Origin of the sequence: Amycolatopsis sp. NBC_00355, assembly GCF_036104975.1 — a bacterium.
GTDB lineage: Bacteria > Actinomycetota > Actinomycetes > Mycobacteriales > Pseudonocardiaceae > Amycolatopsis.
Genome location: NZ_CP107982.1, coordinates 2,551,977 through 2,570,270, shown reverse-complemented (window position 1 = coordinate 2,570,270; position 18,294 = coordinate 2,551,977). Strand labels below are relative to the sequence as shown.

18 protein-coding genes are annotated in these 18,294 nt (G+C 72.0%); 5 read left to right on the top strand and 13 right to left on the bottom strand.

Annotated elements, in window-relative coordinates; genetic code table 11:
* Positions 1–248 precede the first annotated feature (248 nt).
* The 8 genes from OHS18_RS10495 to OHS18_RS10460 form a co-directional block, all read right to left on the bottom strand.
* Positions 249–407 carry a hypothetical protein gene (locus tag OHS18_RS10495; protein WP_328616829.1) on the bottom strand — a complete coding sequence of 53 codons (159 nt, stop codon included), beginning with the start codon at positions 405–407 and terminating at the stop codon, positions 249–251.
* Between the two features lie 50 nt (positions 408–457).
* Positions 458–1,726: a cytochrome P450 gene (locus tag OHS18_RS10490; protein WP_328458899.1), complete on the bottom strand. Its 1,269-nt coding sequence runs from the start codon at positions 1,724–1,726 to the stop codon at positions 458–460.
* A 136-nt stretch (positions 1,727–1,862) separates the two neighbouring features.
* On the bottom strand, positions 1,863–3,527 hold the full coding sequence (locus tag OHS18_RS10485; protein WP_328616828.1) for a discoidin domain-containing protein: 1,665 nt from the start codon (positions 3,525–3,527) through the stop codon (positions 1,863–1,865).
* Positions 3,528–3,668: 141 nt separating this feature from the next.
* Entirely contained in the window at positions 3,669–5,039 is a 1,371-nt protein-coding gene (locus tag OHS18_RS10480) for a lamin tail domain-containing protein (protein ID WP_328616827.1), read from the bottom strand.
* Positions 5,040–5,183: 144 nt separating this feature from the next.
* Positions 5,184–5,801 (bottom strand): GNAT family N-acetyltransferase, encoded by a 618-nt coding sequence (locus OHS18_RS10475; protein WP_328616826.1) that lies wholly within the window; start codon positions 5,799–5,801, stop codon positions 5,184–5,186.
* Positions 5,713–6,162 (bottom strand): SDR family oxidoreductase, encoded by a 450-nt coding sequence (locus OHS18_RS10470; protein WP_328616825.1) that lies wholly within the window; start codon positions 6,160–6,162, stop codon positions 5,713–5,715. Before OHS18_RS10470 ends, OHS18_RS10475 begins: the two co-directional genes overlap by 89 nt.
* A gap of 11 nt (positions 6,163–6,173) precedes the next feature.
* Positions 6,174–7,082, bottom strand: coding sequence for an NmrA family NAD(P)-binding protein (locus OHS18_RS10465; RefSeq protein WP_328616824.1), 909 nt, complete (start codon positions 7,080–7,082; stop codon positions 6,174–6,176).
* Positions 7,083–7,329: 247 nt separating this feature from the next.
* Complete coding sequence (locus OHS18_RS10460; RefSeq protein ID WP_328616823.1) at positions 7,330–7,638, bottom strand: putative quinol monooxygenase; 309 nt, start codon at positions 7,636–7,638, stop codon at positions 7,330–7,332.
* A 93-nt stretch (positions 7,639–7,731) separates the two neighbouring features.
* Between OHS18_RS10460 and OHS18_RS10455 the strand changes: the two genes are divergently transcribed.
* A complete protein-coding gene (locus OHS18_RS10455) occupies positions 7,732–8,268 on the top strand; it encodes a winged helix-turn-helix transcriptional regulator (RefSeq protein ID WP_328616822.1) in 537 nt (178 codons plus the stop codon).
* On the opposite strand, the gene OHS18_RS10450 is transcribed toward OHS18_RS10455, so the two are convergent.
* Complete coding sequence (locus OHS18_RS10450) at positions 8,243–9,205, bottom strand: AraC family transcriptional regulator (protein WP_328616821.1); 963 nt, start codon at positions 9,203–9,205, stop codon at positions 8,243–8,245. The two genes, OHS18_RS10455 and OHS18_RS10450, sit on opposite strands and share 26 nt — an antisense overlap.
* Before the next feature lie 83 nt (positions 9,206–9,288).
* Between OHS18_RS10450 and OHS18_RS10445 the strand changes: the two genes are divergently transcribed.
* Positions 9,289–10,098, top strand: a complete 810-nt coding sequence (locus OHS18_RS10445; protein ID WP_328616820.1) for an NmrA family NAD(P)-binding protein — start codon at positions 9,289–9,291, stop codon at positions 10,096–10,098.
* Between the two features lie 4 nt (positions 10,099–10,102).
* On the opposite strand, the gene OHS18_RS10440 is transcribed toward OHS18_RS10445, so the two are convergent.
* Positions 10,103–11,242, bottom strand: a complete 1,140-nt coding sequence (locus tag OHS18_RS10440) for an FAD-dependent oxidoreductase (RefSeq protein WP_328616819.1) — start codon at positions 11,240–11,242, stop codon at positions 10,103–10,105.
* Complete coding sequence (locus tag OHS18_RS10435) at positions 11,239–11,952, bottom strand: TetR/AcrR family transcriptional regulator (RefSeq protein ID WP_328616818.1); 714 nt, start codon at positions 11,950–11,952, stop codon at positions 11,239–11,241. Before OHS18_RS10435 ends, OHS18_RS10440 begins: the two co-directional genes overlap by 4 nt.
* Before the next feature lie 536 nt (positions 11,953–12,488).
* Here OHS18_RS10435 and OHS18_RS10430 point away from each other — a divergent pair.
* Entirely contained in the window at positions 12,489–13,334 is an 846-nt protein-coding gene (locus OHS18_RS10430) for a hypothetical protein (RefSeq protein WP_328616817.1), read from the top strand.
* A 45-nt stretch (positions 13,335–13,379) separates the two neighbouring features.
* Positions 13,380–13,676 carry a hypothetical protein gene (locus OHS18_RS10425; protein WP_328616816.1) on the top strand — a complete coding sequence of 99 codons (297 nt, stop codon included), beginning with the start codon at positions 13,380–13,382 and terminating at the stop codon, positions 13,674–13,676.
* Between the two features lie 7 nt (positions 13,677–13,683).
* Here the strand turns inward: OHS18_RS10425 and OHS18_RS10420 are convergent, their stop codons facing one another.
* The gene (locus tag OHS18_RS10420; protein WP_328453565.1) at positions 13,684–15,507 is read right to left on the bottom strand and encodes an arabinofuranosidase catalytic domain-containing protein; all 1,824 of its coding nucleotides are present in this window, start codon (positions 15,505–15,507) and stop codon (positions 13,684–13,686) included.
* An 821-nt stretch (positions 15,508–16,328) separates the two neighbouring features.
* On the opposite strand from OHS18_RS10420, the gene OHS18_RS48510 reads away from it, so the two are divergent.
* Positions 16,329–17,693, top strand: coding sequence for a beta-1,3-glucanase family protein (locus tag OHS18_RS48510; protein WP_442875361.1), 1,365 nt, complete (start codon positions 16,329–16,331; stop codon positions 17,691–17,693).
* A 35-nt stretch (positions 17,694–17,728) separates the two neighbouring features.
* On the opposite strand, the gene OHS18_RS10405 is transcribed toward OHS18_RS48510, so the two are convergent.
* Positions 17,729–18,109, bottom strand: a complete 381-nt coding sequence (locus tag OHS18_RS10405) for a putative sulfate exporter family transporter (RefSeq protein WP_328618506.1) — start codon at positions 18,107–18,109, stop codon at positions 17,729–17,731.
* Positions 18,110–18,294 lie beyond the last annotated feature (185 nt).

Below are 18,294 nucleotides of genomic sequence, written 5' to 3'. Positions count from 1 at the left end.
TCCGCGTTCGCATCGGCCCGCGGCAGACCGCTCGGCCGGCCCCGACCGCTGCGGTAAACCGAGGTCGCCGCCAAGCACCGTGTTGGCCGTTCCCGTGACTGTGTTGACCGCTCCGGTCACGATGGCGGCGGACACGGACCCGTGCGGCCGCACACGAACCGGCCGCCCTAGCGACGGGGATGGTCGACATGGCGTGACCGGAGCGGCCAGCGCGGCTACGGCGTTGGCCGACCTGGCGGCGGGAACGGTCAGCACGGCGACCGGGCGGCCAACCACGATGGCGGCAGTTGGCGGCCCGCGCGGCTGCGCACGAACGGCCGCCACGCGACGGCGATGGACAACACAGCGACCGCAGTGGCCGACACGATGACCGGAGCGGCCAGCACGGCGACCGCCGTGGCCAGCACGGCGGCTCCAGATCGGAGCAAGAGCCCCGCACCGGCCTGGGGACTCGGGCTCAGGCGAGCGTGGCGGGGAGGTACTCGTAACCGCGCAGGATGCGGGTGTCGCGGCGGCGGCTTCCCGGGCGCAGGGCCACGCCCGGGTACCGGTCGAAGATCGTCCGCAGGCCGATCTCGCCTTCCATCCGGGCCAGCGCCGCGCCGAGGCAGTGGTGGCGGCCGGCGCCGAAGGAGACGTGGTCGCGGGCTCGGGTGCGGGTCACGTCGAACGCCTCGGGGTCGGTGAAGACCTGCGGGTCGTGGTTGGCGCCGGCCAGGACCGTCGTCACCAGGGCTCCGCGCGGCAGGGGGACGCCGGCGACCTCCGTGGCGCGCACCGAGACCCGGCCGGTCAGCAGCACGGGCGGGTCGTGGCGCAGCACCTCCTCGACGGCGTTTCCCCACAGCTCCGGCCGCTCGCGCAGGGTCGCGAGCTGGTCCGGGTGGGCCGTCAGCAGGGCGATGCCGCTGCCGAGCAGGTTGACCGTCGTCTCGAAGCCGGCCGCCAGGACCAGGCCCGCCGTCGACTTCAGCTCGGCCTCGGTGAGCCCGACGCCGTCGTCACGGGCCGCGACGAGCCGGCTGAACAGGTCGTCGCCGGGGTGGCGGCGCAGGTGGTCCAGGTGCTCGCCGAGCCAGGTGTCGAACTCCGCCAGCGCCGTCTCGACGTCGCGGAACGTGCGCCAGCCCAGGCCGAGGTCGAGACTCGGCGCCGCCGCCGCGCCCAGCGACAGCACCTTGCCCACCTCGGTGGCCGGGACGCCGAGGATCTCGCTGATCACCGTCACCGGGAGCAGCCCGCAGTAGGACTCGACCAGGTCGACCGGAGCGGCCGGGTCGATCCCGTCGAGCACCTCGTCGGCGATCGCCTGGACGCGGCCGCGCAGCTGCTCGACGGCGCGCGCGGTGAACACGCCGGTGACGAGCTTGCGGTAGCGGGTGTGCTCTGGCGGGTTGACGGCCAGCAGCGACGGCGGCCGCACCGGGTGCAGGTGCTCGCCCGCCGACCACTCCAGCAACCGCCCGAGCGCGGACCCGTCGGAACCCATCACGCCGGTGCGGAAGTCGTCGTTGGACAGCACCTCCCGGACGGCGGCGTGCTGCGTGGTGATCCACCCGAAGCGCGTGCGGGCAACCGGCCCGGCGGCGCGGATCTCGTCGAACAGGCCCGTCAGGTCGCGTCCCGCGGCGGCGTCGTCCACCAGCCGGCCCTGCAGGTCGCCGCGCTTGGCCTCGCGCAGCAGCACGGCCCGCGGCAGCGCGTGTCCCAGCCCCCACCGGACCATCGGCTTCGCCCGCAGCAGGGCACCTCCGACGACGTCTTTGCCGAACCGGGCCACGTTCCCCCCACTGCGCCGCTGGACACGAACTACTCCAGAGTAGATCGTGGCGGCCGCCACGGTGCGGCAGCGGTGCCCGTGATCAGCCGTACGCCTCGAAGCGGGCGATCTGCCCGGCCGGCCAGCCGGTGTTTCCGGTGCACGTCAAGCGCAGGAAGCGACGGCTGGTGCGGGCAACCGTGATCGTGACGCTGTTCCCGCGCGCCGGATCGAAGACGTACCCGGTCGCGGGGGAGAGGGTGTCGAACGTGGAGCCGTCGGACGAACCGGACAGGGCCAGCGTCTGCGTCCGGGTGCCCCACGCGCTCGACGGCGGGAGGGCCACCACGATCCGCGTCACCGCGGTCGCCGCGGCGAGGTCGACCTGCACCCACTGCGGGAACGCGTTGTTCGCGCTTTCCCAGTAGCTGTCGGCGTTCCCGTCGACCGCGTTGCCCGCGCCGTAGTTCTGGGTGTGGCTGCTTTCGGTGGTGGCGCGGCCGCGTGCCAGGTCGGTCGAGCCGCCCGTGGTCAGCGTCGGCGACGTCGGCCGGGTCGCCGTCAACGCGATCTGGCCCTTGAGCATGCGGCCGCCGTCGGCGGTCAGCCGCAGGTAGTAGTCCGACGAGCACGCCGTCCCGTCCTCGTCGAGGGCGAGCAGTCCGGAGCCGGCGGGGGTCATCGAGGCGTTCTCCGCCGTCTTCGCGATCTGGTTGCCTTCGCCGTATTCGTCGAACATCGAGATGTAGATGCCCTGCACGCCGGCGCGCACCATGTTGTAGAACTGGCGCCACATGAAGTCGCCGTGGGCCCGCTGCCGGCCGGAGACGTCGCCGGGCAGCACGCACGGCTGGTAGTCGATGCCGTGGGCAGTGCAGTCGGCCTGGTCGGGCACGGTCAGGTTCTGGTACATCCAGTCCGAGCCCGCCGCGTCCCCGACCGCCCCGACCATCCACGGCGAGATCATGTCGAACGAGCGGTAGACGTCGCCGAAGCCCGGCCGCGAGCCGCCGTCGCTGGTGCGCCACTCCCGCGGCACGCCGCCGATGACGTAACAACCCTGGCCCTTGAACCAGTTCACGACGTCGAGGCAGGTGCCCGCGTCCCACGGGTGGTTGCCGTCGTTGTACCCGAAACCCCAGATGCAGACGACCGGTTTGCCGTTCTGGCGGGCATACGCCGACGACGCCGTGTGCGCGGACATCTTCGCCGTCCAGTCGGTTTTCATCTCCTGCTGCATGTTCGCCCAGCCGGTGGCGTCGTACATGATGTAGAACTTCCGCCCGTGCGACTCGGCGGCGCTGCGGACCTTGGCGGCCATCGCGTCGCGTGTCGGGCCTTCGCTGCTGTTGGGGTTGAAGCGCTGCAGCGCGGCGGTGTCGCAGCCGTTCTGCTGCATCCACAGGAAGTGCGTGTCCACGGTCTGCTGGTCGTAGGACGAGAAGAGCGTCGCCGGGCGGCCGTCGCCGAAGTTGCCGTAGGCGGTCTGGTAAGTGCGGGTGTACTCGCGCATGTCCGGCCACGCCTTGATGACGTTGTTGCCCGTCGACGGCGTCTGGCCCCAGTTCTGGCTCCAGTGCCACCACCCGTTGATCGGCGCGCCGTCGCCGGCGCAGGCGAACCAGCCCTGGTAGCCGACGGTGATCTTGCCGACGACGTCCCCCGGCGGGGAGGCGGCGGAGGCGCCGGGCGCTCCGGCGAGGGAAAGCGCTCCCCACGCCGAAGCCGCCGCGGCCGAACCGATGAACGTCCTGCGCGAGATCGCCATCCCAGTTCCTCTCGGCACCGTTGCACGAGTACGTGTTCCGCGAGGCGACTGTAGGCTTCCGGCCAAGAACTGGCAATAGTCGGACTGTTTTCAGAAATTTACGTACCGAAGTCTGCAAGAATTGTCGGAGAAGGCGGGCGATCAGCAGGTGACGGTGCCCTTCCGCAGGGCGTGACCGTCGTCGTCGCTGTCGTCGGACCAGTAGACGGGTTTGGTGCCGCCGGCGCATTCGTTCGCGCCGGCGAGAGTGAAGCCTTCGTTGTTGAGGTCGGGCATGCCGCTGGGCCGGTTGTAGACCGCGGTCGTCGCGAACACGCCGGAGGAGTTCACGCGCATCGTGCGGTGCTGGCCGTGGCAGGTGTCGTCGCAGACGACCCACAGCCGCGCGGCCTGCGGCTCCCACTGCACCTCCATGACGCCGCTCATCCCGCTGGCGAAGGACGCCACGCGGGTGAACGCGCCCGAGTCCTGCAGGACGTAGCCGTGGACCATGCCGGTGCCCTCGACGCCGACGAAGAACACGCCGCCGCTGTGCGCGCCGTAGCGGGCGGGGTCGTAGGCCGTGCCGGTCGAGACGTCGGTGAACCCGGCGCCGGTCAGGGCCGCGTCGGGAACCCAGGTGACGCCCTCGAAGCCGAGGTTGGCGCCCACCGGCGGCAGGTCCGCGGTCAGGTTCCACTCCTTGGCCGCGGTCAGGGTGGAGCCGGTGCCGCTCACGTCGTAGCGCAGCACGGACGTGCGGCTGCTGCCGGAACCGTTGCGCTCTCTGGCCACGAACGCCGCGCCACCGGTGACCGTCACCCCTTCGCTGTCCGGATTGCCGGAGCCGCCCGGGAAACGCAGTGTCTTCCCCGCCGACCACCCGTTCGCGGTGTCCGGCTTCCAGCCGCCGGAACCGGTGGGCAGCAGGCGCCAGAGCTTCCCGGAGTTCTGGGCGGCCCACAGCACGCCGCCGTCCTGGAACAGGCCGCTGAGGTCCTCGCCGAAGACGTTCGACGCGTCGGCCGTCGTGACCGCGCCGCCGCCGGGCCACGCCACCGGCGTGGGGCCCGAACCGCAGCTGTTCGCGGCGCCGAGCGTCAACGCGGCCGCGGTGAGCGGGCCGGTACCGTCCGGGCAGCGCGACCACGACGGGCCGGAATGCTCGCTCCAGCCGACGCTGTCGACCAGGGTGCTGCCGTCCGCCCGGTACAGCCGCGCCTTGTCCGCCGAGCCCAGGCCGAAGGCGTTGTGGACGTCGAACGCGCGGAACGCGCCGGGCGCCAGCGTGGTCCCCGCGGCGATCTTGTACTTCGAGCTGTCCTGGTCGTCCTTGAGGATCCAGCCCGAGACGTCGACCGCGGTGGTGCCCGCGTTGTAGAGCTCGACGGAGTCGTCGACACCACCCGTGGTCACGACTTCGTTGAGGTGGACGTCCGCGGCCGTCGCGGCGTGCGCCGGGGCGCCGGTGGCCACCAGCAGGGCACCGGCGATGAGGCAGAAGACGCGCCTGCGGGCACGGGATTCGGTCACGGAGTCCGTCCTCGGGTCGGGGGAACAGAGCCGGCCCAGCGTTCCGGTGCGCGCCGAACGAATGCCCTCCGGGAGATGGGTTTCCCCTGAACGATGACGGAACTGTCCGTGAGCGCGCCACCACCCTTCGGCGGTGATCCGCCGTCAGCCGGCGTCGACCGCGCGTGCGAGGTAGGTGACCGACGGGTGCTCGACGCCGAGGTCGTGGAAGCCGAGCCGGTCGTAGAACACCCGGGCCGGCCGGTTCGCGCTCGGCATCACCAGGTGCACACCCGGCACCGCCCGCTCGGCCAGCGCCGCCAGGTACGCCGTCATCAGCGCGCGCCCGTGCCCGCCGCGCTGGTGCCCGGGCAGGAGGTCGATGTGCAGGTGCGCCGGGTAACCGGCGACCTCCGGGCGCACCATGCCCTCCGGGGCGTGCAGGACGGTCAGCATCTCCTCCGACGGTGTGGTCGGCGGATCGGGCGGCGCCGGGAAGCGCCCGGCGACGCGCGGGAGGTACTCGCGCCGGAGCCGGCCGGCGAACGCCGGGGTGTCCGCGGTGCCGACGAGGTACCCCACGGCTGTGCCGTCCCCGCGGTCCAGGACGAAGGCCAGCTCGGGCTCCAGGTCCAGGTAGGGCGCGAGGAAGACGGCCGGCAGGAGGTCCTCGTCGGCATAGACGCCCCGCGCGTCACCGCCGTCGAGGCCGGTCCGGACACACACGTCGAACAGCGCCGCCCGGTCTTCCGGGCGGTAGAGCCTGATGCGGGGACCGGTCATGAACCCGATCATGGCACGGGGCCTGCCAGCCGAGGTCGGTCGCGAGGAAGGGTCCGTCTTCCGGCGCTTCCTTCCGGGCCCGCAGGATCCGCTCCGCGGGGGCGCCGATCGGCCCGCGCAGCGGCGGGTCGGGCTTCTCGATCGTGTCGTCCACCGCGGCGGCGACGTCCTGCGCGATGCTCACCTTGACGCCGAAGTGACGAGCCTCGACGGCCAGGGTTTCGGCGAGCGCTTCCGGCAGCTCGGCCAGGGTCTCCGGACGGCGGGCGGTGGCGATGACCCGGTGGCCCCGGCCCGCGAGTTCGACGGCGAGGGCGCGGCCGATGCCCCGGGACGCGCCGGTGACGAGTACGGACGACATGGGGACTCTCCTCAGGGAGCCGGGACGAAGTAGGGGCCGCTGGTGCCGAACGCGGCTTTGTTGTCGAGCACGAACTGCTCGACGGACAGCGGGGCCCGGCCGCCGATCTTCTCGACGTGGTCGTTCGTGCCCGCGAACACGCCGTCGCGGTAGTCGAGGGCGACGTTGCCCAGGTGCTGCACGAGGTGCGCGGGGAAGCCGCGCTCCGTCATGGACGCGGCGAACTCCTCGACGCTGATCGGCTCGTAGCGCACCGGGATGCCGAGCGTCGCGGCGATGGCCGCGGCGATCTCGTGGTGGTCCAGCTCGACCGGGCCGTGCAGCGGGTAGACGGCGCCGTCGTGCGGCTCGGGGTCGGCGAGCACCGCGGCGATCACGCGCGCCTGGTCGGCCGCGGCGATCGGCGCGTGCCGGCCGTCACCGAACGGGAGCCGCAGATGCCCCTCGCCGTCACGCAGCTCCCACCACGTGGTGAGCCACTCGGCGAAGAACGTCGGCCGCAGGTGCGTGGTGAGCAGGCCGGTCCGGTCCAGCAGGCGTTCGGCGAGCCAGTGCTGCCGTGCCGCGTTGCTCTTCGCCTCCCGCCGGGCGGAGATCTGGGACATGTCGACGACGTGCCGGACGCCGGTTTCCGTGGCGGCCTGGGCGAAGGTGACGGTCGCGTCGAGCAGGCCGTCGCGGATCGGGTAGACGAAGTAGGCGCCGCTGACGCCGTCGAGCGCGGCGGTCACGCTGTCGAGGTCGAGGAGGTCACCCCGGACCACCTCGGCGCCGGCCGCGCCGAGCGCGCGGGACCGGTCGTCCTCCTGGCGGACCATGGTCCGGACGCGGTGCCCGCGTCGCAGCAGCAGTTCGGCCGTCACGCTCCCGGTCTTGCCGGCCGCACCGGTGATCAGGAACAGCCTGTCGTCGTGCGTCATTTCGAGTCCTTCCGGGTGATTTCGCGGACGAAGTCCGCCAGTGCGGTGCCGATCAGGTCCGGGAGCGGGGAACGTCCGCTGTGGACGGTCCCGCCTGGTGCCGGTAGGCCCGGTCGAAGCCGAGCGCGGACGCTCCGGATGCGGCAAGACGGTGCGCCACAGGTATGTCGGCGTCGGGTTGCCGTGGAACGGTGTGGTCAGGGGGTTCCCCCTGCCTTGCCCGCCGAAGTACGGGGCAGGCCGGTGCTCATCGGGCGGTGGCGTTGTCGCCGACGAGGTTGCCCCGCATCAGCCACGTCGGGCCTTCGGCGTACGCGCTCGCCTCGGCGAAGAAGGCGCCGAAGTACGGGCCGCCCGCGTGGGTCTCGAAGGCTTCGAGGTCGGCGTAGACCTCGTTGAGGTAGAAGACATCCGGGTTCTCGGCGTCCACGATGACCTCGAACCGGTGCGAGCCCGGTTCGTGCGCGAGGGAGTCGCGCGCGGTCCGGCCGGCGGCCCGGACGAAGTCGTCGCGGTGCTCCGGCCGGACGGTGAACGAGACGAGGAACTGGTACACGGCAAGGCCTCTTTTGGTAGTTCATTCATTGAACTAGGTCACCGTAGCACGAGTGCAGTTCATTGAGCGAACTGCCGGTGTAGGGTGGACGACATGGCTCTTCCCAGCACCTACGCGGACCGCAACTGCTCGCTGGCGCGGGCGTTGGAGGTCGTCGGGGAGCGGTGGACGCTCCTGATCATCCGCGACGCGTTCTTCGGGGTCCGGCGCTTCGGCGACTTCGCCGCCCAGCTCGGCATCCCGCGCGCCGTCCTGACCAGCCGGCTGAAGTCCCTCGTGCAGGAAGGCGTGCTCACCCGCGACGAAGCCGCGGGCGGGATCGTCGAATACCAGCTGACCGGCAAGGGTGTCGAGCTGTGGCCGATCGTGCGCGCCCTGATGGGCTGGGGGGACGCGCACTACTCCCCGGCCGGGGTGAAGCGCGCGGTCCGGCACGACGCCGACGGCGGCCTGCTCGACCACGACGGCCGCTGCCAGGACTGCGGTGAGGTCGTCCCGGTCCCGGACATCCGCATCGAACCCGGCCCCGGTTACGAGCCGTCGGGCGCGGTTCCCGATCCGCTGTCCGCCGCGATCAACACGCCGCACCGGCTGCTCGAGCCGGTCACGGCGGCCCGTCCGGCGCCCTGACCGAGCGCCGCCAGGCCGACGGGCTGACCCCGCGGACGCGTTTGAACGCGACGCTGAAGGCGAAGGCGTCTTCGTACCCGACATCCCGGGCCACGGCGGCGATCGTGGCCTCGGTGTCGCGGATCCGGTCCGCCGCCAAGGTCATCCGCCAGCCGGTGAGGTAGGTGAGTGGCGGCTCGCCGACCAGCGCGGTGAAGCGCGCGGCGAACGCGGCGCGGGACAGGCCGATTTCGGCGGCGAGCGCGGCGACCGTCCAGCGGCGGGCGGGATTCCCGTGCAGCAGGCGCAGCGCGTCGCCGACGGCCGGCTCGGCCAGCGCCCGGTACCAGGAGGGCGGCGCGGCGCCCGGGCGGGCGCACCACGCGCGCAACGCCAGCACGAGCACCAGATCCAGCAGCCGGGCCAGGACGGCGTCCTGGCCCGGTTCGTCTCGGGCGGCCTCGGCGGCGAGCAGTTCCAGTGGCCCGCCCGTCCGCGGCCCGGCGGGCACGACCGCCAGCGGCGGCAGCATGTCCAGCAGGCGGCTGCCCGCGTCGCCGCGGAGTTCGTAGACGCCGCGGAGCATGGTCGTCGCCCCGGGCCGGCCGTCGCCGTAGGTGCGGGGCGCCCGGGTCCGCTGTACTTCCGCGGCGGCCTCGCTCCCGTCGGTGAGGTGCTTCTTCCCCTGCCGGATCACGAACCCGGCCGGCGTCGCCGGGTCGTCGGCGATCGTGTGCGCACCGGGTCCTTTGACGAGGGCGATGTCGCCGGCGGCGAGACGCACCGGCGCGGGATCGCCGTCGTCGAACCGGATCCACGCGTGGCCGCCGAGCGTGGCCACGACCGTGAGCGGCGGCGGGTCGGCGTAGGTCACCGCCCACGGCGGGCTTTGGACCAGCTGCCGGACCAGCGCAGTGCTCGCGCGGGCCCGGTCCAGCAGCTCGCTCAGGACGTCCATGCGACCTCACGGTAGACGATCACAAAGGTATCCTCGACGTCCTCCCATGGATCGTCTTCGCTGCGGGGAGTTGGCTTCAGGGCATGACGAAGATCCTGATTCTCGGCGGCACCGGCAAGACCGGCAGCCGCGTCGCCCGGCGGCTGACGGACGCCGGCCGGCCGGTGCGGGTGGCGTCCCGCGCCGGCGGCTTCGACCTGGACGACACGACGACCTGGGCGCCCGCGCTCGACGGGGTCACCGCCGCCTACCTCGTGGAACCCGATCTGCGGACGGGCCGCCTCCCGGGGTTCGTGGCCGCGGCGGTTTCCGCGGGCGTGCGGCGGCTGGTGCTGTTGTCGGCCGGCGGTGTCGGCGAGGCCGACGACCGGCACCCGCTCAAGGCCGCGGAGGCGGCGGTGCGCGAGTCCGGGGCCGAGTGGACGATCCTGCGGCCGGACTGGTTCGCCCAGAACTTCGGCGAAGGTCCCTGGCTGCCCGCGATCCTCGCCGGAACCCTGGCCCTGCCCACCGGCGACGGGCGGACGCCGTTCGTCGACGCCGAGGACATCGCCGAGGTCGCCGCGTCGGCGCTGACCGGCCGCCACCACGGCCGGACCTACCGGCTGACCGGGCCGCGGGCGATCGGCTTCGGCGAAGCGGCCGAGATGATCGGCAAGGCCACCGGCCGCGTGATCCACTACGCCGACGTCAGTCCCGAAGTCCACATCGGACACTTGATCGCGAACGGCGTCCCGCCCGGCATCGCCCGGTTGCTCACCGGCATCCTGGTCGCCGTCCGCGACGGCGCGGTTCCCGCGCCGACCGACGACGTGGAACGCGCACTCGGCCGGTCGGCGGGGTCGTTCGAGGACTACGTCACCCGGGCCGCCGCCGCGGGGGCGTGGACCTGACGGCCTACCCCGGGCCCATCGCGGAGAAGAACTCGACGATCTCCCGGGGCGAGGTCGGGGTGAAGATCCACTCGAGTCCTCGCGCGGACCCGTGCGCCGCTTCTTCGGCGCGCGGGAACATCGCCTTCTCGTACTGCGCCAGGGCGGTCTCGACGTCGTCCGGGTGCTCCAGGATCGCGCGGGCCAGGTCGGCGCCGTCGATCAACGCGAGGTTCGCGCCCTCGCCGGCGAACGGGGACATCACGTGCGCGGCGTCGCCGACGAGCGTCACACCCGGGACCCGCTCCCAGCGGTGCCCGGCCGGCAAGCCGTAGATCCGGCGCGGGGTGAGCGTGTCCGCGCTGTGGCGGATGAGATCGGTGAGTGCGGGCGCCCAGCCGGCGAACTCCTTGAGCAGGGCTTCGCGGGCTTCGCCCGGATCGGCCCAGTCGACGCCGCTGGAGGACAGCCAGTCCTCGGGGACGCGCAGCGAGGCGCCGAGTTCGATGTCGTGGCCGCCGTGGCCCAGGAAGCCCTTGTTGTCGGAGAGGGCGAAGATCATGCCGGGGCCGACGAGCTCGGCCAGGTCCGGGTGGCGCGCCGGGGCGTCCGGGATGCGGATCTCGACGTGGGAGATTCCGCAGTACTCCGGCGTCGCGGGCGACAGCAGCGGGCGCACCTTCGACCAGGTGCCGTCCGCGCCGATCAGGAGGTCGGTGGTGGTCGTGGTGCCGTCGGCGAAGGTCAGCTCGTGCCGGCCGTCGCCGAGGGCGCGAACCGCGGTGACCTTGTGGTCCCACACGATCCGGCCGGGATCGAGCGACGTGACGAGCAGGTCGCGCAGCACCGTCCGGTCGATCTCCGGACGGCCGCCTTCGCCGCCTTCCGGCCCGTTGTCGATGAAGACGTGCGCTTGCTTGTCGAGGACGCGCACGTGCTCGCCCTGCGGATGCGTATGACGGCGGAACTCGTCGTAGAGGCCGGCTTCGCGCAGGGCGAGCTGCCCGGTTTCTTCGTGGATGTCGAGTGAGCCGCCTTGGCGGCGTGCGCCGGCGGTGGTGTCGAGTTCGTGGACGGTGGCGGCGATCCCGTGGTTCTGGAGGATGCGGGCCAGGACGAGGCCGGACAGGCCCGCGCCGACGATCGTGACGGAAGAAGTGGTCATGGGAGGTCCTGATCCGGTGCTGGAGGGGGGTTTGCGGCGAGGATGCCGTCGAGCAGGACGTCGAAGGCCCAGTCGCCACGGGAGCCGCCGTCCCCGGAGACGAGCGCGGCGCTGAGCGGGAAGATGTGCGGGTACCGGGCCGCGTCCACGGTGGTGATCTTCGTGGCGAGCGCGGACAGCGCGGCGGCTTTCTCCGTCTTGGACTGGGGGCCGCTGAATTCGACGGCCACCGCGGTGGGGAAGAGCAGGAGCAGGTCGACGCCCCAGGCCGCGGCCCGGCCGGGCACGCCGCCTTCGTGGAGCAGTGCCAGGACGGTGTCGACCAGGGACAGGTAGTTCGGGCCGCTGGGCTGCGTGGACATCGCCATCCGGGCGATCCCGGGGTAGCGCATCAGCAGCTGCCCGTAGCCGGTCAGCAGTTCCTTCACCCGATCCCGCCAGGTGCCGGGCCCGGCGGCCGTCGGCCGGAGTTCGCCGAGAAGCACGTCGAGGATCTGCGCGTGCAGGTCTTCGGTGTTCCGGACGTAGACGTAGAGCGACGCGTGCCCCGAGTCGAGCGCGGCGGCGACACGGCGCATCGTCACCTTCTCCAGGCCTTCGTCCCGCAGGATGCCGAGCGCGGTGTCGATGATCCCCTGCCTGGTCAGGGCCGGTTTCGCCGGCCGCTCACGGCGGCTGGGGGATGCCTGGGTGTCGTCGGCGGAGGGCATGACGCCACCGTAGCACGACCATGGTCGTAACGACCATGGTCGGCGGGTGATCTCCTCGTAGCCGACCTTGTTCGCGGTGTGCCGGCTCTGCCCGGTCACTTCGGTTCTCCAGGCCAGCCGTGCGGGCCCCGGATCCCTTTCGCTTCGGGTGAAGACGACCAGCCGGCGGTCGCGTGACTCGGCGAAGGGCAACTCGGAACGAACCAAGGTGATGACGTCGGCCTCGGGACCGGTGAGGGCCGGGGTCGTGCTCGCCACCGAAATCGCCGGCCATTCGTCGTGCACCCTGCGGATGCGGCCGGCTTCCCGCGGCCCCGCCGGAGCGCGCGGGCGATGCGCGGCGCGAGTTCGCCGGCCGGCCGCGTCGCGCCCTTCAGGTCGTCGACGGGGAATCGCATGGTTCCATGCGTAGGCTCGCGCGTCCGAGCCCCGGGAGTTCCGCGTTCGTGCTCAATCCCGTTGCGGGGCAGTGAATCCCGGCGCTTTCCGGTGTTACGGTCCGCCGCGGCAGTCGAATCCACACCCCGGAGGCGCAAATGGTGGCGAAGCGTTGGTTCCCGGCCCTGGTGGCGGCCGTGCTCGGTCTCGCCGCGCCGGCCACTCCCGCGTCGGCGGCAGTGCCGGCGGTACAGGCAGTACAGGCGGCTCCCGCCGGGTGCACGACGTCCGTCCAGTGGGTGCAGCAAGGCAACAACTACTTCTACGGCCTCGGCAGTGTGCAGTGCACTTCCGGGCGCTACCGGGCGAAGGCGGTCTGCATCAACAACCAGACCGGCGCCGGGTACGTGAACTACGGGACCCAGGTCGTGACCGCCCCGGCGACCACGACTGTGTTGTGCAACACCGGCAACTCGGCGCAGGCCGTGTACGCCGTGACCGATCCGGCCGACGCCGGCCTCACGGGCTGCGTCTCCTGGACCGAGTGGGTCAACCAGGGCGGCAACAACCTCTTCTACGGCCGCGGCCAAGCGCAGTGCGACACCGGCCGCTACCGGGTCAAGGCCCTGTGCAAGAACGAGCAGACCGGCGACTACTACATCCTTTACGGCACTCAGGTGGTGACCGCGCCGGCCGCCGTTGCGGTCACGTGCAACACCGGCAACACCGCGCAGATCGTGCAGGCCGTCGCCGATCCGGCCGCCGCGGGCCTGGCCGGGTGCATGACCTGGAGCGCGTGGATCGTGCAGGGCAGCACGCTCTACTACGGCCGGGGCAGCGCCCAGTGCGACAGCGGCCGCTACCAGGCGCGGCTCGCCTGCCACAACCTCCAGACCGGCCAGGACTACGTCGTGTACGCGCCGGTCGTCACCGCGCCGGCGACGTCGACCGGGACGTGCTTGTCCGGCAACTCCGCCACCGCCGTGACGACTGTCGCGGCCTGAAATCGGGCGGACGGGCAGTCACGCGGCGGCGCGTCACCTCGCGGGGTGACGATGACGAGATGGGGATTGCGGGGGAGACGCGACACGCGTGGACGCGGCCTCGCAGGAGCGGCGTGTGCGGCCGCGATCCGGGTCGCCGCGTACCGGTTGTCCGAGGCGCGGCGCACCCGGACGAGCACCGCGGTCCGCTGCGGGATCGCGGCGGCCTTCAGTGTGTTCAACGGGCTGACCGGGTCGTGGCTCAGCCTGCTCGGCGCGGCGGGCCCGGCCGCCGTGGCTGCCCTGGTGCTGTGGCGGCCACGGCGGCCGGAACGTTCCCCGATCCGGCTGGGCCGGACCTGAACCCGGTTCAGAGCAGCGCGAACTTCTGGGCCGCCGAGCCGTTGCAGTCCCAGATCTGCAACCGCGTCCCGTTGCCCGTCGCGCCGCTCGGGGAGTCGAGGCAGCGGCCGGACTGCGGGTTGCGCAGCGAGCCGTCCGCCTGCTGCGTCCACGCCTGGCCGCCGACGCCGTTGCAGTCCCACAGCTCCACTTGGGCGCCGTTGGCCGTGCCGTTGCCGACGATGTCCAGGCACCGGCCCAACGTCCGCAGCGCGCCGCTCGACAGGTGGAACCAGTGCTGGTCCACGGCGAAGGACTGGCAGTCCCACAGCTGCACGGCGGTGCCGTTCACCCCGTGGTCGTCGCCGGCGACGTCGACGCACTTGCCGCCGGGGCCGGTGATCGGGCCGCCGCCGGTGACCGAGAACTTCTGCGCCGCGGAGCCGTTGCAGTCCCAGATCTGCAGCCGGGTGCCGTTGGCCGTGGCGCCGTTCGGCGAGTCGACGCACCGGCCGGACTGCGGGTTGCGCAGCGAGCCGTCCGCCTGCTGCACCCACTTCTGGCCGCCGACGCCGTTGCAGTCCCACAGTTCCAGCAGCGCGCCGCCCGCCGTCCCGTTGCCGACGACGTCGAGGCATCTGCCCAAAGTGGACAGTGACGAGTCGGAGTTGTGCGCCCAGTGCTGGTCGGACGCGTTGGCCTGGCAGTCCCACAGCTGCACGGCGGTACCGTTGCCGCCGGTGTCGTCACCGGCGACGTCGAGGCACTTGCCGCCCGGGCCGGAGACCGTGGCCGCGTAGGGCGGTGTCCCGGTGCTGCCGGAGTAGCCGACGGAGACCACATTGGACTGGACGGCGTCGTCCGCGGCGTCGGACGGGTAGCCCGCGGTCATCACACCTTCGAAGAACGAGCCGATGGACGCGTTGCTGTTGTCCCCGCCGGTGCCGAGCACGATCGAGCCCTCCTGGTGCATCGGCGTGTAGCCGCCCGAGGGCAGCGCGCCGTTGTACCAGGTGGTGAGGCCGCCGCTCTGGGAGTTGCCGCCCTTGAGCGCGAACGTCGTCTGGCCGTTGTTCTTCAGCAGCGCCGTGACGAACGGCGTGGCGTTGCCGCGGTTGGCGGTGTTGGAGCGGTTGCCCTGGAACAGGCCGTTCTCCAGGTCGCCCGCCACCCACGGGCCGATTCCGGTGCACGGCGGGAAGTAGCACGTGGTGCCGAGGTTCACGGCGTCCATGTGGCCGTTGCCGGTGTCGGCGATCTGGGCCTCGACGTTGCCGTAGTCGAAGCAGCAGCCGCCGTTGACGTGCGTGCCGCTGGCGACCATGTACATGCCTTCGGGCTGGCCGTTGACCGCGACGCCGGCGCCGACGTAGTGCCGGTACCCGGTGCCGGGGGAGACGTAGACGCCGTAGACCTTGTGCCCGCCCGCGGTCACCGGCAGCGCGGACGCGACAGCGGCGACGTCCTGGCCGCCCGCGGTGCCCGGCCCTTCGACGGTGAGGTCGTTGTGGCGCGGGGACTGGTCGTAGATCACCGTGATGAGGCACGTCGTGCCCGCGCAGAACGAGTCCTGCGCGGCGGCGTTGGCGTACCCGCCCGCGGCGAGCAGGCCGATGTCCGTTTCGGCGCGGTCGGAGGCGCGCTGCACGCGGTAGAGGTTGCCGGCGTAGGCCGAGTACAGGGCGCGCGTGGTGCTGTGGGCGGCGACGCACTGGGTGCCCGCGGCGCCGTAGATGTCGCAGGGCAGGGAACCGGCGGCCTGCGAAACCGTGGTCAGGCCGAGCATCGTCCCGAGGACGAGCAGCGTGGTGGTGACGGTGGCGAGAAGTCTTCGGCCGGAAACGCGGTGCACGGGGACCTCACTCTCAAGCCGCAGGTCAGTGACCCGGGCGGATTTTACAACGTTGTATTTCCGGGAGAGCAGGAAGAGGCGATCGGGATGTGGGGAGGGTAGGTCGGCGTTCTCGACCGTGTCAACAGTTCACGAGGTGCCGCTGGTCCAGTCCACTGGGACCCCCGGGCAGGTGCACCCGGACGGCCTATCTGGTGGGGATCCGTTTCGTGCCAGGGGATGCGGTCGCCTTGGCGGGATTCGTCCGGTTGGTGGCCTCGACGGGCGGCGCGATCCGGGAAGGTCCCGGTCGTGGCCGGACCGCCTCGCCCGCTACCCGTTCTGCGGGGCCGTCTTCGGCCGGGCGAGCCTGGTGCCGACGGTCGCGCTGAAGCCCACGGCCCTGCGGAGGGCGGTGACGTCCGGGCGCTTCGCGGAGGCGCTTCGGGCCGGGACCGGCGACCGCGCCCAGGAACCGGGCCGGGGCGCTCGGGAATCGCGGTCCGGCGTCGCCCTGATGGCGGTGCTGTGCGGGTTCGTCCTGACGCGCGGACCCCGGACGGGGCGGAAGACGCCGCTGGGCATGGCTGACTCCAAAGTGAGGAGAGGCCCCTGAGCGGGTGGCGGCGACACGCAGGAGGGTCAGGTGAATCGGTTCCGAATATCGCCCGCGGGCCCCGATCTGTCAAGGCTTGACAGGTCGGGGCCGGTGGTATGAACCTTTTCACCGAGCGTCCCCGGCCGGTCACGGATGCACCTTCCCGGCGGTCAGGGGGCGAGCCGGACGACGCCGTCCCCTGACCGGCGGCGGGTCCGCCCCCGTTCCCGGCCAGGGAGGAACCATGCCCACGATCGTTCGGCCGCGGCACCGCCGCGGACCCGGTACCCGGTTGACGACGCTGGCGGCGGCGCTGGTCGTCGCGGCACTCGGCTTCACCGCCCCCGCGGCGCACGCGGCGGATCCACTGATCTCGCAAGGGAAAGCCGTCACGGCGTCCTCTGTGGAGAACGCCGGGACTCCCGCCACCGCCGCGGTGGACGGCAACACCGGCACCCGCTGGTCGTCCCAGTTCAGCGATCCACAGTGGATCCAGGTCGACCTCGGCGGCGCCGCGACCGTCAGCCAGGTCGTGCTGCGCTGGGAGGCCGCGTACGCCACCGCGTTCCAGATCCAGTTGTCCGCCAACGGTTCCAGCTGGTCCACTGTGTACCAGACGACCACCGGCACCGGCGGCGTGCAGACGCTGAACGTGACCGGCTCCGGCCGGTACGTGCGGCTCTACACCACCGCGCGCGCCACACCGTACGGCGTCTCGTTGTTCGAGTTCCAGGTCTTCGGCACCGGCGGTGGCACGACCACCCCGCCGCCCGGGTCCGGCGTGCCGCCCGATTCCTTCTGGGGTGACACGAGCAGCATCCCGGCCGCGCAGAACGTGCTCACCGTGAAGGTGCTCAACCGGACCAACGGCAAGTACCCGGACAGCCAGGTGTTCTGGAACTTCGGCGGCCAGACCCACTCGATCGCCGAGCAGCCCTACATCGACATGCCGGCCAACTCGGCCGGGCGGATGTACTTCTACCTCGGCACCCCGAACGGCCAGTACGCCGACTTCATCGAGTTCACCGTCGGCCCGGACGTCTTCAACGGCAACACCACCCGGGTGGACGCGTTCGCGCTGAAGCTGGCCATGCGGCTGCACGCGCACGACGGCTACGACGTCCAGGTCGGCGACGACTACGGGACCTTCCAGGAGGACCGCGCGGCTACCTTCGCCAAGTTCCAGGCCGAGGTGCCGACCGAGTTCAAGGGCCTGGCGACGGTGAACGCACCGTACCGGATCCCGGCGCCCGGCAGCGCTCCCGACTTCCGCACCGGCGGGCAGTACGCGAACTACTTCACCGCCTACGCCCAGTCGGTCGGCGTCAACGAACCGACGTCCAACATCACCGGCTGCGCCGGCTCGCTGGCCGGTAACCCGAACATGTGCGCGGCGCTGAACCGGCACACCGCGCAGCTGCCGGCGTCGCAGCAGCAGGACCCGGCGAACTACTACAAGGCCGCCCCGGCGAATTACTACGCGAAGTACTGGCACGACCACGGCATCAACCACCTCGCGTACGGCTTCCCGTACGACGACGTGGCCGGCCAGTCCTCGTTCGTCTCCCACGGCGACCCGCAGTGGCTGGAGGTCGCCGTCGGCTGGTGACTCCGCAGGTGACGGCCCCGGCAACCCGGGGGCCGTCACCTCGTCAGAGGGTGAACCGTGCGGCCCTTCAGTCCACTTGCGACGGCCTTGCCGCCGCGGGTCGACCAGTAGGCCGCGTACCCGAGGACGACCAGGCCGATCAGGGCGTTGCGGGTGCTCTTCACCGCGACGGCGACGTCTTGCGCGTGCGGGGAGTAGGCCGCGCCGGTCGCCGTCGTCTCCGCCGTGTTGTCCACGGCCAGGCCCGCCCACAGCCCGAACTGGGTGTCGGTCGGGTTCAGCGCGTGGCCGATCAGCGGGAAGGTGAACAGCGCGACGGCGCCCAGGGCGAGGATCGCGGCGATGGCGTACCCGGAGTCCTCGTCGTCGGCGTCGATGGCGCCCCTGCCGGCGATGATCGCCGAGACGCCGCTGATGGACCATCGGCGTCCCGGCCGTGTTCCGGCCGGGCGTCGCCACCTACGAGTTCTGGCTGAAGATCGGCATCGTGCTGCTCGGCGCCCGGTTCGTGCTGGGCGACCCGGCCAAGCTCGGCGGCCTGAGCCTCGGGCTGATCCTCAGGTCGGGCAGCGCGGTGCCGGTCGCCTTGCAGCAGGCTTGG